The organism is Bradyrhizobium sp. sBnM-33 (genome assembly GCF_032917945.1).
Classification (GTDB): Bacteria; Pseudomonadota; Alphaproteobacteria; order Rhizobiales; family Xanthobacteraceae; genus Bradyrhizobium.
Genome location: NZ_CP136624.1, coordinates 1,536,082 through 1,550,074, shown reverse-complemented (window position 1 = coordinate 1,550,074; position 13,993 = coordinate 1,536,082). Strand labels below are relative to the sequence as shown.

The following is a 13,993-nucleotide window of genomic DNA, read 5'->3' as shown; positions in this document are numbered from 1 at the left end:
ATGCGTTCGCTTTGGCTTCAAGTGGCGGCGGTCACCGCCATCAATCTCAAGAGCATCTCGCAGCGCCGCTGGCTCTCGCTCTCGACTGTGATCGCGATCGCACTGGTGGTGATCGTGCTGCTCGCATTCCTGGCGATGGCCAACGGCTTCCAGCGCACCATTGCCGGATCCGGCGCAGACGACATTGCCATCGTGTTGCGGGCCGGCTCGCAGGCCGAGATCAACAGCACCGTGAGCCGCGATCAGGTGCGGCTGATCGAGGATGGACCCGGGATTGCGCGCGGCAGCGACGGCAAGCCGCTGATCTCGCCGGAACTCTATCTTGTGGTCGACGGCATCAAGCGCACGACCAAGACCAAGGCCAATCTGCCGCTGCGCGGGATCGGTGAACAGGGCTCCGAGTTGCGCAAGGACGTTCGCATCACCGCAGGCCGCATGTTCAATCGCGGCAGCAACGAGGTGGTGGTCGGCAAGGCATTGCTGCGGGAATTTGAAGGGCTAGACCTCAGCTCCACCGTATCGTTCGGCGCCACGCGCTGGACCGTCGTCGGCGTGTTCGAGGCCGGCGGCAGCGTGTTCGAATCCGAGATCTGGGCCGATCTTTCCGTGGTCCAGAGCCTGTTCAACCGCAACAACATCGTGCAAACCGTGCGTGCGAGGCTCACCGGGCCGGCCGCACTGAATGAGCTCAAAAGCTACAGCGACAACGATCCGCGGTTGAAGCTCGACGTCAAATCCGAAGCGAGTTACTTTGCCGAACAGGCCTCGCAAACCTCCGACCTGATTCAGAAACTCGGCTGGCCTTTGGCGATCGCGATGGCGCTCGGAGCTGTCGCCGGAGCACTCAACACGATGTATTCGTCGGTCGCCGCGCGCGCGACCGAAATCGCAACGCTGCGAGCCATCGGCTTCGGCGGCTTCCCGGCTTTTGTCGGAACATTGGCCGAATCCCTGTTGCTCGCCGTCATCGGCGGCCTGCTGGGTGCCGCCGCCACCTATCTGATCTTCGATGGCGTCACGGCCTCGACGCTTGGCGGCAACTTCACCCAAGTGGTGTTCGACTTCAAGCTCAGCCCGTGGCTGATCGCCGAAGGCGTCGCGCTCGCGCTGATCGTGGGCCTGATCGGCGGGCTGTTTCCGGCGCTACGCGCCGCGCGATTGCCCATCGTCGAAGGTCTCTACGCAAACTGAGGGCTCTATTCGCCCTTCAGGCCTGCCACGCGGATCACCTCGCTCCATTTCCGTGTCTCGTCGTCGATGAACTTACCGAATTCGGCGGCCGAACCGGCGCGTGTTTCCAGCCCCTGGGCGAGCAGCTTCTGCTTCACCTCGGGGTCGGCGAGCGCACGGTTGATCTCTTGCTGCATCCGCTCGACGATTGGCTGCGGCGTCCCTGCCGGCGCCATGAAGCCGAACCATCCCGATGCCACCACGTTGGGAAAGCCCTGCTCGCGCAAGGTCGGAGCCTGCAGGTAGATGTCACTGCGCTCGGCGGAGGCGACACCCAGCACGCGGAAATCGCCGTTCTGGAGGTGCGGTAACGCCGTGCTGATCGCGGTCAAGGTGGCGTCGACGCGGCCAGCGAGCAGCTCCGTGTACGCCATCGCATCGCCGCGGTACTGCACGTTGAGGCCCTTGACGCCGGCGTCTCTCAGCAGCAACTCGGCCGCCAAATGCGGTTGAGAGCCGGCGCCCGGCGAGGCGAAGGTCAGGCCATCGGGCTGCGACTTGCCGTAGGCGATCATCTCCTGCAAATTCTTGAAGCTCGCCTTGGCATTGACGATCAGAAACAGCGGTGCCATGACGGTCATCGCCACCGGCTGCAGATCTTTGCGCTCGTACTTCAATTTTCCGAACAGCGCTTCGGCGGTGGCATAGGGCGCGGCGGCATAGAGGAAGGTGTATCCGTCCGGCACGGCGCGCGCGACCAGCTCGTTGGCAATGCGCGTGCCCGCACCCGGCTTGTTCTCGACGGTGAACTGTTGCCCGAGGCTGCGCCCGAACTGCTCGGCCAGGATGCGCAGCGAGATGTCGTTTGCCCCGCCGGCGCCGTAAGGCGACACCAGCCGCACCAGCCGTGACGGCCAACCGTCTTGGGCAAATGCCTCGAAGCCGGAGCCAGCCGAGAGGCAGGCGGCGATCGTGCCGAGCAACGTTCGGCGTGTGACTTTCATGAATGCCTCGTTGGGACCGCCCGAAGGTGCGGTGCAGCCCGTCGCGTCCATCCCATTTTTATCCGAGCCACATTGGCGCGATCGCAGACATCGCTGGACTCGTCTCATCGAGGCCGCAACGATAGATACGCGCCTTCTATCGAACAATCTGTATTTTTTGACCGATTGATAACCTCATCCTATGAATACGAGAGCGGCGACGCTGGGGGACCCGACATGGCGATGGATGTGACAGTGCGGCAGTTGCGCGCCTATGTGGCCGTGCTGGAGACCGCGAGCTTCTCGGAAGCCGCCAAGGCCATGCACTTGTCGCAGGCAGCGCTGTCGGGCCTCATCAAGGAGCTCGAGAGTCGCGTCGGCGTCCGCCTCCTGGACCGCACCACCCGCAAGGTTTCCGCTTCCGCCGTCGGCGAGACCTTTGCGCCAATGGCCCGGCGCGTGCTCTCGAACCTGGACGAGGCGCTGGAGAGCCTGACCAACCTGAAGGAGCTGCGCCGCGGGCTGGTGCGCGTGGCCGCGCCCGAGACCTTATCGTGCACGCTGCTTCCGGAGCTGATCGCTGAATACAATAATAGCCATCCCGGCGTGGACGTCCGCTTTGACGACGTGCCGATCCAGGAGGTGCTCGCCGGCTTGCAGAACGGCTCTACCGACATCGGCTTCGGGCCAGCCGGCGTCGTCCCGGATCAATCGGTCGAGGTGCACATGATTTGCGCCGATCCGCTCTGGGCGGCGTTGCGCAGCGATGATCCGCTGGCAAAAGGCAAGTCGGTTAGTTGGAAGGATCTGCGCGAGCGGCCCGTGCTCAACTACATGCCCAACATCGCCGTCAACGTGTTGAGCAACGTGCCGCCGAGGCATCACCCGAAGGAGCTGGTGCCGGTGCACCGGGTGAATACCGCGCTATCGATGCTGCGCGTGAGACAGGGCGCCGTGATCTGCCCCTCGACGGCGGAGCCGCTGGTGCGCGGCTTCGGACTGACGTTTCTGCCGCTCACGCAACCCACGGTCAAGTGGAAGATCGCGATGTTTGTCCGGAACAGCGCATCGCTCTCGCCCGCCGTGGAGAGTTTTCGCGAGTTCACGCTGGATTTCAGCGCGAACTGGGCGGCCACCGGAATCGGGCGCCGGCGCACGAATGAGCGACGCAAGCGCATGTAGCAAAGAGCATCGCGGGTAAGTCACTGCTTCGTAGGGAGAATTTGTGAAATCGCGGAAATCGGCGCCTCGGCAGAATGGGTCTGCAACCAACATCCACTGATTGCATATGTCCTGATGACAAACTGAACACGCGGCAGTAGCCTCCTTCAAAATGTAAACATACGGGAGGAGTGGCATGCCGGACGCAGCGGTCGCAGCACGTTCTTCTGAAGCAGCGAACAGCGGTACGACGCAGCAGGTCGATGTCGCAGTCGTTGGCGCCGGGTTTGCCGGCCTTTATCTCCTGCATCGCTTGCGCAAGGGCGGCTTCTCGGCGGTGGTGATCGAGGAGGCCGGCGACGTCGGCGGCACCTGGTACTGGAACCGCTATCCCGGCGCGCGCTGCGATATCCAGACTATCGACTACAGCTACGCCTTCGATCCCGAGTTGGAGAGCGCGTGGCAATGGTCGGAGAAATACGCAACGCAACCCGAGATCCTGCGCTATCTCGGTTTCGTCGCCGATCGATATGAGTTGCGGCGCGACATCCGCTTTTGCACCAAGGTCACAGCGGCAAATTGGGAAGAGAACGCAGAACGCTGGCGGCTCACGACGGACAATGGCGCTGATCTTTACTGCCGCCATTACATCATGGCGACCGGCTGTCTCTCCGCGCCCAAGCCACCGGAGATCGACGGCGTCAAGGATTTTGAGGGCGAGGTCTATTTCACCGGCCGCTGGCCGCATGAAGAGGTCAACTTCGCTGGCAAGCGCGTCGCCGTGATCGGCACGGGATCATCAGGCATCCAGTCGATCCCGCTGCTCGCCGAGCAGGCCGCGCACCTCACCGTTTTCCAGCGCACGCCGAATTTCGCCCTGCCCGCCCACAACGGTCCGGCGCCGGCGGACCGCCTGGCGCGGCTGCAAGGCGACCGGGCGGACTATCGCGAGCAGGCGCGCTGGTCACTCGCGGGCGTCCCCTATCCGCAGCAGACGTCCGTGAGCTGGCAGTTGAGCGACGCCGAGCGGCGCGAGCGGTTCGAGCAGGCCTGGGCCACCGGCGATCTCGTCTACATCCTGACCCAGCTCTGGGCCGACCAGGGTGTCGACGTCGATGGCAATGCGCTGCTCGCCGACCTCATCCGCGAGAAAATCCGCACCATCGTCAAGGACCCCGAGACGGCCGACGCATTGACCCCGCGCGACCATCCGTTCGGCGCCAAGCGGCCCTGCCTCGATACCAACTACTACGCTACGTTCAACCGCCCCAACGTCACGCTGGTGAACTTGCGAAAGGAGCGGATCACATCGATCACGGCTTCGGGCATCACGACCGACAAGCGCACGTTCGACGTCGATATGATCGTGTTCGCTACCGGCTTTGACGCCATGACCGGCGCCATCAAGGCGGTTCATCCAATCACGGGCCGCGATGGCAAATCGCTGTCCGACGTCTGGGCCAACGGTCCGCAGACCTATCTCGGGCTCACGGTGTCAGGCTTCCCCAATCTGTTCCTGATCACCGGCCCGGGCAGCCCGTCGGTGCTGTCGAACATGGCGGTCTCGATCGAGCAGCATGTCGACTGGGTGGTCGAGCGGCTGGCGGCGATGCGCGAGGCCGGCTTCACGACCATCGAGGCGACCGAGACCGCACAGGCCGGCTGGGCGCAGCACATGGCCGACTGTTCGATGCTGACGCTGCATCGGCTTGCCAACACCTGGTACACGGGCGCCAACGTGCCTGGCAAGGCGCAGGGCGTGATGCCCTATACCGGCGGCGTCGGCCCCTATCGCAGCATCTGCAAGGAGGTCGTCGCCCGCGGCATGCTCGGTTTCAGGCTGACCGGCCCGAACGTTCCGGAGCAATGCAATGACGGCCAGGTCGTACGCCTGCAGCCGGATGTGCGGCTGGTGCTCGGCATGCTGGCAGAGATGAACCTGCCGGCGATCGAGTCGCTCGGCGCCCAGGGCGCGCGCGACTTCGTCACCGAATTCAACAAGAGTCGTCCCGCCGGCCGGCCGGTCGGCGAGATCGGCGACGGCGTGCTGCACGGCGCCGATGGCCTGCTGCAGTATCGCCTGTATCGGCCGGCGACGCCCGGGCCGCATCCGATCGTGGTCTATTTCCACGGCGGCGGCTGGGTGTTCGGCGACGAGCAATCCGACGATCCGTTCTGCCGCGACATCTGCCGCCGCAGCGGGATGATCGTCGTCAGCGTCGGTTACCGCCATGCGCCCGAGCATCGCTTCCCCGCCGCGGCCGAGGATGGTTATGCGGCGACGCGCTGGATCGCCGAGCATGCGGCCGAGCTCGGCGGCAGGCCGGGACCGGTGCTGGTCGCGGGCTGGAGCGCCGGCGCCAACATCGCTGCCGTCACCTGCCAGCTCGCGCGCGACCGCGGCGGCCCGCAGATCGCAGGCCAGCTCCTGGTGTGCCCGGTCACCGATTGCAGGTTCGACCGTCCATCCTATACCGAGAATGCGGTCGGCTATTTCCTGACGCGATCGCTGATGTTCTGGTTCTGGGATATCTATTGTTCGCCCGCCGACCGCACCGATCCGCGCGCCTCGCCGCTGCGCGGCAATCTGGCGGACCTGCCGCCGGCGTTCGTGGCAACCTGCGAGTTCGATCCGCTGCGTGACGAGGGGATCGAATATGCCGAGGCGATGGCGGCCGCGGGCGTCCCGATCGAGCAGCTGCAGGCACGCGGCCACATCCACACGTCGCTGATGATGGTGGATGTGGTGATCACCGGCGTCAGTGGACGTGCCAAGATGGCGGAAGCGCTGCGCGGTTTTGCAGGGTTGCCGCGAAAGCTGGAAGAGAGCGGCGAAGGCGCTTCGCCGATCGCGGTCAACGCGGCTGCGGGATAGGCGCGAGGCAACGGCCGCTCGGCTTCATCCGAGCGGCCGCTCACGACCGGCGTTATGCTGCTTTGGCGCCGGCCTGGAGTGGCGATCGATAACCCATGCTGGTTCGAATTGTCCGGTGTCCCGCCCCATGCCTGAGCCTGCCGCATCTCATCGAGGGGCATGCATCAGATTTTCTAAGTCGATCACCCAATTTATCTCGCTTGCGCTCCCCTCGCCGGCCGCAATATCTCGCTGGAGGTCGGGAAACGAAAGGAGCCTGCGATGAACGTGCTCGACAATTATATGGTCGATCCCCGCCTGTCGCTGTTGGACAAAACGCGGATCCAGGCGCAGGTGCTGGTGCCGATGCTGCGGGCGTTGCGCGCGGAACTGGGCCAGCAAAAGGCCGATGCGATTGCGCGACAAGCCTTGCGCGACTGGTCGAAGGCGCTGTTCGCCGCCATCGGCGAGAATGTCGAGGGTAGCGCGCGGCGCAAATGGGCGACCATGCACACCGCGCTTGCCGGAGTCACCGAGCGGGAGGTAACGGTCGAGATGCGCCGCCACGACAAGGAGGCGCTGGAATTCGACGTTACGCATTGCCGGTTCGCGGACTTCTTCCGCGCGCTCGGCGAGCCGGAGCTCGGCGCGCTGCTGGTCTGCGCCACCGATTTCGATATCGTTGCCGCCGGCAACAGTGAGGTCAGCCTCAGGCGCGACCAGACTCTGATGCAGGGCGCGCCGAGCTGCACGTTCCGCTACGCATTCGCACCGCGACCATGATTTGCGCCACCGTCGACGCGCAGAAATCTCGTGAAAAACCCCCGCAGTTGCGTATGATATCTCGCAAGAAGCCTTGGCTTGACCGGGCTCACGAGGGAGAGCGCCGATGGCAGCGACAGCGGAGCAGGTTTTGCCCTGGCTCGGGGAACGCTCGTTCGCCTCCTTAAAGGAAGAGTTCGACCGCAGCGGTTACCTGATCTTCGAACGCGTTCTTGCACCTGACCGCGTAGCCGAAATTCGCGCGGCGCTGGCGCCGCATCTGGCGCGGGATCTGTTCGGCCGCAACGATTTTGAAGGCACCAGGACCAACCGGGTGTATGCACTGCTGGCGAAATCGCCCGTCTTCGCAGAGCTCGCGATCCATCCGCTCGCGATGGCCTTTGTGGAAGCCGAACTCGGCGACAGCTGCCTGTTGTCTGCCATGCTCGCAATCAATCTCCATCCCGGCGAGACTGTCCAGCCCTGGCATTTCGACGACAGCGGCGTGAAGATTCCGCGCCCCCGCCCCGCTCTTGGCATCAGCACGTTCTGGGCGATCGACGATACGACCGAGCAAAATGGCGCCACCGAAATTATTCCCGGAAGCCATCTGTGGGACGGGCACTATATCGAGGGCGCGGTGAAACCCGCTCATTTCACCAACGAAGCCGGTCACGAGGAAGGCGACAGGCCTGACGCCGTCAAGCTGATCATGCCATCCGGATCGCTGGCCATCACCAAGGGAACGCTGTGGCACCGCGGCGGCGCCAACCGGTCGGACCGGCCGCGCCTGATCATTACACCGCAATATTGCGCGGGCTGGGTGCGGCAACTCGAGAACATGGCGCTCGCCGTCCCTGCCGAGGTTGCCAGCAAACTGCCCGAGCGCGCACGCGAGCTGATCGGCTACTCGATCCATCCGCCGTTCATGGGCTATGTCGATGGCGTTCATCCCAGGCGGCTGCTGCAGACGCACTAACCTAGCGGCGCCATAAGTCCCTCATGGTGAGGAGCGCCAACGGGTCCGCGCGTAGCGCGGCCCGATGACAGGCTCCGCGCGTCTCGAACCATAAGTCTGTGGCCTACATCCTTCGAGACGCCCGCTCTGCGAGCTCCTCAGGATGAGGGGCTAGCTTTGCTAAACCCATCGCTTAGGCTTCCAGAGATGATGGGGTTTCGCTATGCTGAAACCATCCTACGCACTGCCCTTACGCACATCTTACTCCGCGGCGGCCGATGCTCTCGCCTCAACCCGCCCCTCCGTCTCAAACACGATTCCCTCATACCCCTTATCGGCAACGTCGGTGATCGCCGCGACGTATTTCGGCGTGCCGCCATTGTAGACGAGATATCGCGTCTTGCCGTGCTCGTGGCCGGGGATGTTGGAGTTGTAGCCGGTGAACCACGACTTGGCTTTGCGCATCAGCATGATGGCGTACATCTTGGTGACGTGGGCGGTCCAGCGCGCCTGCGCTTCGGCCGTTGGTTCGGCCCGCGTGTAGCCGCGATCCCAGATGTGGCCGAGCAGGCCCATGCACCAGCCGACGCCGTTCTCGATGCCGCGTGGAAAATTCGTCGAGGCCGAGGCGCTCTGCGGGCCGGTCGGCATCAGCAAGTTCGGAAAGCCATGCGTCATCATGCCGAGAAAAGTCGAGGGTCCGTCGCGCCATTCGTCGGCGAGCTTCACTCCGCCGACGCCGGCGATGTCGATCGAATCGAACGCGCCGGTGATGGCGTCGAATCCGGTGGAGTAGACGATGATATCGAGCTCGTAATCGCGCATGCTGGTACGCAGGCCGGTTTCGATCACGCGCTCGATCGGCGTCTCGCTGATGTCGACGAGATGCACGTTGTCACGGTTGTAAGCCTCGAAATAATTGGTCTCCAGCGGCACCCGCTGCACGCCAAAACCGTGATCCTTCGGAATCAGCTTTTCCGCGGTCACGGGGTCCTTGACGCGGCGGCGAATGCGGTCGGCGATATAGGCGGAAAACTCGGCATTGGCCGCCTCGTCGGTAAAAATCTCGCGAAAATTGCTCAGCCAGATCCCCAAGCCGGGCTCGTCATAGAGCTTGTCCCACAGCGCGAGCCGCTCCCCGCGCGTGGCCTCATAGAAGCCGCGCCGGTCCGGCTCGTGCTCGAAGCCGCCGGGCGTGCGCCGGCAGGCGGCAAAGATCTCGTCGTAGCGCGAGCGGATGTCGGCCATTTCCTGGTCCGAGATCGGGCTGTTGTTGAGCGGTGCGCTCCAGTTCGGCCGCCGCTGAAACACCGTGAGTTCGCCGACCTTGTTGGCAATCTCGCCGATCACCTGGATCGCGGTGGCGCCGGTGCCGATGATGCCGATCTTCTTGCCGGAGAGTTCAACCGGCTCGTGCGGCCAATAGAAGGTATGGAAAGAATGCCCCTTGAACGTCTCCATGCCCTCAAGCCGCGGCAGCGTCGGTACCGAGAGCAACCCGACCGCAAGAATGAGAAATCGGCAGCTCAGTTCACGCCCGTCGTCGAGCCGGAGCCGCCATAGATGACAGCCCTCGTCGAACGCCGCCGCTTCCACCCTGCGGTTGAACCGCATGTATTTGCGCAAATCGAACTTGTCGGCGACATAGTTGAGGTAGCGAAGATTCTCCGGCTGGCTCGAAACCGCTCCTGCCAGTGCCATTCGTTGAGCAGCTCTTTCGAGAAAGAATAGCCGTAGGTGTAGCTCTCGGAATCGAACCGCGCGCCGGGATAGCGGTTCCAGTACCAGGTTCCGCCGAGATCGGGCGCGGCATCGAGCACCAGCGCATCCACCCCGAGATCGGCCAGCCGCTTGATCTGGTAAATGCCCGATACGCCGGCGCCGACGACAACGACCTCGTAGTGCGACTTGATCTCCCCGGTCATGCGCGCCCTCTCCATTAATTGTTTTGGCCTTGATCGTCTCCGCGCGGCGGCCCTTATGATGCCAATTATCCGCGTCCTGCACTTGCGTCAGGATGCCGGATTGTGCGGCAAAACCAGCCTGAAACATTGTTTGAAAAATAAACGCGCCAGGCCGCCGTGGGGTGACCGCCTCAAGCACCGGGAGCGCCGCCGATCTGCGCATGCAAGTGCGCGACATACGGATCCTCGATCTCCAGCGCCTGCAACTGCGTCGCCAGTTGCACGAGGTATTCGCGGTTAGTGCCGAGAACGCCCTTTCCGCTCGCGATCATCGCGGCGGTCTCGGCGAGCGGCAGTTCGCCGACATAACTCGGGTGCGAGCGGTTGGAGGTGAAGGCAAGTGCGGTGATTGATCCCTGCGGCGTCGCCATCGGCACCATCGCCGGCGCATAGCCGCCGCGCAGCATTTCGCGGCGCCACAGGATCGCAGTCTCGGCATGGACGGAATCGGCCGCAATGCGGAACGCCAGCCCGCGGCAACATCCCAATTGCGGCTCCAGCGAGAGCATCAGCGCCGGATGGTCGTGCGATCCTCGGCCGAGATTGATCTTCAGCGTGAAGCGGCGCTGATAACCCTCGACGTCGGCGAGCCGGACCTCGGCAAAGTGAAAACCGGGATCCCACATCAGCGAGCCGTAGGAATAGATCCAGAGGTCGTCGCCATCAGCGTGATCGCCGAGCACCGTAAGCCGCGACGCTTCGATCGCCTCATCCGACAGCCGCCAGCCTGCCGGCCATCCCCCGGCCCGCGCCCGCCGCTCCCACATCGAAAGCATCTCCGGCGTCAGGCGCAGCAGCGACTTTTCCGGGTGCGTTACCCGGGCTCGCAGCTCCGGCAGATGAATGAATGCGTCGGCGGTCAAGCCAGTATGCTCCTTTGTGGATACGGCCATCGTTCGCAATGTGCCATTGTCGGGTGCAACACGCCAACACGAAGGCGGGCGATGCGAACTCCCAGCATGTTATTCTGTCATGGCTGGCCCAAGATTTTTAGGGTGTAATGGCGTCAACGAAATCCTCCGGCGACCGGCAACCACACACGTACAGGGATCAAAGGCAATCCGATGCGCGACCAGTTCTCCACTACCCAGGTGATACGCAAGCCGGCCGTCACTTCCAAGGGCGGCATCGTCGCCGCGCAATCAAGCAGGGCGGCGCGAGTGGGGGCCGAGGTGCTGGCCGCGGGCGGCGATTGCGTCGATGCCGTGATCGCGACGACGTTTGCGCTTGGCGTTCTGGAACCCTGGATGAGCGGGGTCGGCGGTGGCGGCGCGATGGTGCTCTACCGGGCGCGCGAAGACCGCTACGAGGTGATCGACTACGGCATGCGCGCGCCACTGAGCCTGCGGCTGGAAGATTATCCGCTGACCGGCGGTGGCGCGGCTTCCGACATCTTCCCCTGGCCGCGGGTAAAGGACGACCGCAACATTCACGGCCCCGGCTCGATCGCCGTGCCCGGCGTGGTCGCCGGCATGGAAGAGGCGCACCGCCGCCACGCAAAGCTGACGTGGAAGGAATTGCTGGCGCCAAGCATCGCGCTCGCAGAAGGCCTTGCGGTCGACTGGTGGACCACGGTGATGATTTCGAGCGCGGCGGCAGACTTGCGGCGTTACCCCGCGAGCGCCGCCGCCTATCTGCAAGACGGTCTGCCACCCAACCCGCAATGGGGCATCAGGTCCAAAGTCCGCATGCCGCAGGACCGGCTCAAGGCCACGATGGCGCAACTCGCCGGCGCCGGCCCGCGCGACTTCTACGAGGGCGATCTGGCGCAGAGCCTCGCCGCTGACATTCAGGCCGCGGGCGGCGCGCTGTCGGTCGAGGACCTCAAGCCGTTCCGCGCTCAATTGCGTGAGCCGCTGGCGATCCCCTATCGCGGCGGCAAGGTGTTCGCGACGCCCGAACTCACCGCAGGTCCAACGCTTTCGCGCACGCTTGGTCTGCTGCAACAGGATATCAAGCCCGCACGCGGCGGACCGGATGCGGCGGCCTACATCGCCTATGCATCGGCGCTGCAGGCCGCGTATCGCGAACGGTTGAAGGACATGGGCGACGAAGACGGCAGGCGCTCGCTCGGCGCCGAAGCGCTGGCACCGGCCTGCACCACGCATTTTTCCGCCGTCGACCGCGACGGCAACATGGCCGCGGTGACGCAAACCTTGCTGTCGACCTTCGGCTCCAAATTCGTAACGAACCAGACCGGCATCACCATGAACAACGGCATCATGTGGTTCGACCCGACCCCCGGCAAGCCGAATTCGCTGGCGCCGGGCAAACGCTGCCTCACCAATTACACGCCCGTGGTGGCGCAGGCGGCGGACGGAAGGCGCATCGCGGTCGGCGCTTCCGGCGGCCGGCGCATTCTGCCGGCGGTAAGCCAGCTTCTGTCTTTCGTGATGGATTACGGCATGGATCTCGATGCCGCAATCCATCAGCCGCGCATCGACGCCAGCGAAGGCGCGATCGTGATCGGCGACGTCCGTCTGCCGCAGGCCGCGCGCGATGCGCTAGGCTCGCGTTTCGATTACGAGGAGACACGCGTCCAGAACCTGCCGATGAAGTTCGCCTGCCCCAGCGTGGTGCTGCGCGACGGCGAAACCAACAGCGGCGCGACGGAGCCGTTCCACGCCTGGAGCGAGGCAGTGGTGGAGGGGTAGGAGGCGGCCCGTCATCAGGCAGCGACGCTGCTAAAGGTGCGATGCCGCTGAACGAGAAAAGTGCGGCAATCAGATGCCGCACTTTCCGTTACCCGTATCGATATTCTGGTGTGACGGCCTCTTGCGAGGCCAGACACACCCGCCTATCGCGTCTGCGGCTCAATCGTCACGGTGCAGTCGCCGCCTTGCATCGCAACCACGATCTGTCCATCGGATGCACCCAATGCAATCGGATTCGTCGATCCGCCGCCGCCCGGCGCGCGAACAGTGACGCTGATCGAATCCTGCGGTGCGGTCGAACCAACCGTCGGTGCGGTCGAACCAACCGTCGTGGGCGAGACTTCGGTAAGATTGCCCGCGGTATCCCGGCGCATGATACGGCAAGGCGCTCCGCCGGCTTGGGCCGCTCCGCCGGCCTGAGCCATCGCGTCGGCCGCACGTCCACTGCCGGCGGCGTCGCCGCCTGCGGCGCGAATGCGCGACGCGTCACGCGGAATATGGCTCACAATCCGCTGCGTGCGGGGTTCGACGATCACGATTTCCTCCTCGGTCGTGAAGTAATCGTAACCGCGGTACTGCGGCTCGATCGACACGATCGTGGCTGGCAGCCGTTGCACCCGCACATGGCGCGGGAGCCGCTCGCCTACCCGGATCGAGACGTTGAGATTGCGCTGCGGCGGCGCGAGACGCTCGCGGGTTAGCGTCTCGGAGATGCGCAGCTGCCTCTCGGTCGAGATCTGCTGGCGGTCTTGCGTCTGGCCAGTCTGGGTCTGCGTCGTCTGGCCAGAAGGCGGTGTGCGCGTGGTATCCGTCGCGGTCGATGGCCGGTCCGCATCCTTACCCCGCTCCGCAGCATCCTTCGAGCTATCGCGCTGATCGCGGCCGGATTCCTTTTGCGTCGTAGTTGTTCCCTCGCGCTCCTTCTGAGCGGCCGGGGTTCCATCCTTCGACTTTTCCTGCTCCGCCGTGGACTTATCGCGCGCCCTATCGCGTTTCATCTCGGCGCTGCCCTTGCCGCTGTCTTTGGCGTCCTTGCCTTCACGGGCTGTTTGTTCGTCGCGGCCGCCCTGGCGGGAATCCTGCGCGCGCTCACGGGATTTTGCATCCTCGCCGCGTCCGCGCTTGTCATCACTGGCGGTCGCCGGACGCTCGCTCGAGGGCGTGGCCTTGCCCTTTTCCTCGGTCTGTCGGGAACCGGCTCCCCTTTCCTCGCGGCCCGCCGGGCCTGGCGCCTTTTGTTCCGCACCCCGACCGCGCTCCTGCGCCCGGTCCGTGCCGCGCTCTTGCGATGCAGCACCCTTGCCGGAATCGCTCGGCCGCATCTGTTTCTGCTCTTCGCCTCTTCCGCCCGGCGCCTGGCCATAGGAAACAGCCGGCGCCAGCATCAGGCAGATAATTCCCGTCGATAACAGTAATTGCTTGCGCATTTGAATCTCCTTCAGATCGGAGTTACGCAAGCGAACGTTCGCCGCTGCCGTAGGTTCCGC

The 13,993-nt window shown here is 64.4% G+C and carries 11 protein-coding genes; 6 read left to right on the top strand and 5 right to left on the bottom strand.

Annotated features, from left to right (window positions below):
- Positions 1–1,191, top strand: coding sequence for an ABC transporter permease (locus RX328_RS07315; RefSeq protein WP_213251363.1), 1,191 nt, complete (start codon positions 1–3; stop codon positions 1,189–1,191).
- Between the two features lie 5 nt (positions 1,192–1,196).
- Here the strand turns inward: RX328_RS07315 and RX328_RS07310 are convergent, their stop codons facing one another.
- The gene (locus RX328_RS07310) at positions 1,197–2,174 is read right to left on the bottom strand and encodes a Bug family tripartite tricarboxylate transporter substrate binding protein (protein WP_213251362.1); all 978 of its coding nucleotides are present in this window, start codon (positions 2,172–2,174) and stop codon (positions 1,197–1,199) included.
- Between the two features lie 216 nt (positions 2,175–2,390).
- Between RX328_RS07310 and RX328_RS07305 the strand changes: the two genes are divergently transcribed.
- The 4 genes from RX328_RS07305 (at position 2,391) to RX328_RS07290 (ending at position 7,909) form a co-directional block, all read left to right on the top strand.
- The gene (locus tag RX328_RS07305; protein WP_213251361.1) at positions 2,391–3,335 is read left to right on the top strand and encodes a LysR family transcriptional regulator; all 945 of its coding nucleotides are present in this window, start codon (positions 2,391–2,393) and stop codon (positions 3,333–3,335) included.
- A gap of 175 nt (positions 3,336–3,510) precedes the next feature.
- Entirely contained in the window at positions 3,511–6,189 is a 2,679-nt protein-coding gene (locus RX328_RS07300) for a flavin-containing monooxygenase (RefSeq protein WP_213251360.1), read from the top strand.
- A gap of 261 nt (positions 6,190–6,450) precedes the next feature.
- Positions 6,451–6,951 carry an L-2-amino-thiazoline-4-carboxylic acid hydrolase gene (locus RX328_RS07295; RefSeq protein WP_213251359.1) on the top strand — a complete coding sequence of 167 codons (501 nt, stop codon included), beginning with the start codon at positions 6,451–6,453 and terminating at the stop codon, positions 6,949–6,951.
- A 106-nt stretch (positions 6,952–7,057) separates the two neighbouring features.
- Positions 7,058–7,909: a phytanoyl-CoA dioxygenase family protein gene (locus RX328_RS07290; protein ID WP_213251358.1), complete on the top strand. Its 852-nt coding sequence runs from the start codon at positions 7,058–7,060 to the stop codon at positions 7,907–7,909.
- A 240-nt stretch (positions 7,910–8,149) separates the two neighbouring features.
- On the opposite strand, the gene RX328_RS07285 is transcribed toward RX328_RS07290, so the two are convergent.
- The 3 genes from RX328_RS07285 to RX328_RS07275 form a co-directional block, all read right to left on the bottom strand.
- Entirely contained in the window at positions 8,150–9,502 is a 1,353-nt protein-coding gene (locus RX328_RS07285) for a flavin-containing monooxygenase (protein WP_249726337.1), read from the bottom strand.
- Positions 9,415–9,813: an NAD(P)-binding protein gene (locus RX328_RS07280; protein ID WP_249726336.1), complete on the bottom strand. Its 399-nt coding sequence runs from the start codon at positions 9,811–9,813 to the stop codon at positions 9,415–9,417. Before RX328_RS07280 ends, RX328_RS07285 begins: the two co-directional genes overlap by 88 nt.
- A gap of 170 nt (positions 9,814–9,983) precedes the next feature.
- Positions 9,984–10,715: a gamma-glutamylcyclotransferase gene (locus RX328_RS07275; protein ID WP_213251357.1), complete on the bottom strand. Its 732-nt coding sequence runs from the start codon at positions 10,713–10,715 to the stop codon at positions 9,984–9,986.
- A 201-nt stretch (positions 10,716–10,916) separates the two neighbouring features.
- Here RX328_RS07275 and RX328_RS07270 point away from each other — a divergent pair, with 201 nt between their 5' ends.
- The gene (locus RX328_RS07270; protein WP_213251356.1) at positions 10,917–12,506 is read left to right on the top strand and encodes a gamma-glutamyltransferase; all 1,590 of its coding nucleotides are present in this window, start codon (positions 10,917–10,919) and stop codon (positions 12,504–12,506) included.
- Between the two features lie 143 nt (positions 12,507–12,649).
- Here the strand turns inward: RX328_RS07270 and RX328_RS07265 are convergent, their stop codons facing one another.
- Positions 12,650–13,933, bottom strand: a complete 1,284-nt coding sequence (locus RX328_RS07265) for a DUF1236 domain-containing protein (RefSeq protein WP_213251355.1) — start codon at positions 13,931–13,933, stop codon at positions 12,650–12,652.
- Between the last annotated feature and the right edge of the window lie 60 nt (positions 13,934–13,993).

Bases quoted from the DNA above. Each gene is read 5' to 3' on its own strand.
- RX328_RS07315 (WP_213251363.1), top strand. From the start codon at position 1: ATGCGTTCGCTTTGGCTTCAAGTGGCGGCGGTCACCGCCATCAATCTC.
- RX328_RS07310 (WP_213251362.1), bottom strand. From the start codon at position 2,174: ATGAAAGTCACACGCCGAACGTTGCTCGGCACGATCGCCGCCTGCCTC.
- RX328_RS07305 (WP_213251361.1), top strand. From the start codon at position 2,391: ATGGCGATGGATGTGACAGTGCGGCAGTTGCGCGCCTATGTGGCCGTG.
- RX328_RS07300 (WP_213251360.1), top strand. From the start codon at position 3,511: ATGCCGGACGCAGCGGTCGCAGCACGTTCTTCTGAAGCAGCGAACAGC.
- RX328_RS07295 (WP_213251359.1), top strand. From the start codon at position 6,451: ATGAACGTGCTCGACAATTATATGGTCGATCCCCGCCTGTCGCTGTTG.
- RX328_RS07290 (WP_213251358.1), top strand. From the start codon at position 7,058: ATGGCAGCGACAGCGGAGCAGGTTTTGCCCTGGCTCGGGGAACGCTCG.
- RX328_RS07285 (WP_249726337.1), bottom strand. From the start codon at position 9,502: ATGCGGTTCAACCGCAGGGTGGAAGCGGCGGCGTTCGACGAGGGCTGT.
- RX328_RS07280 (WP_249726336.1), bottom strand. From the start codon at position 9,813: ATGACCGGGGAGATCAAGTCGCACTACGAGGTCGTTGTCGTCGGCGCC.
- RX328_RS07270 (WP_213251356.1), top strand. From the start codon at position 10,917: ATGCGCGACCAGTTCTCCACTACCCAGGTGATACGCAAGCCGGCCGTC.
- RX328_RS07265 (WP_213251355.1), bottom strand. From the start codon at position 13,933: ATGCGCAAGCAATTACTGTTATCGACGGGAATTATCTGCCTGATGCTG.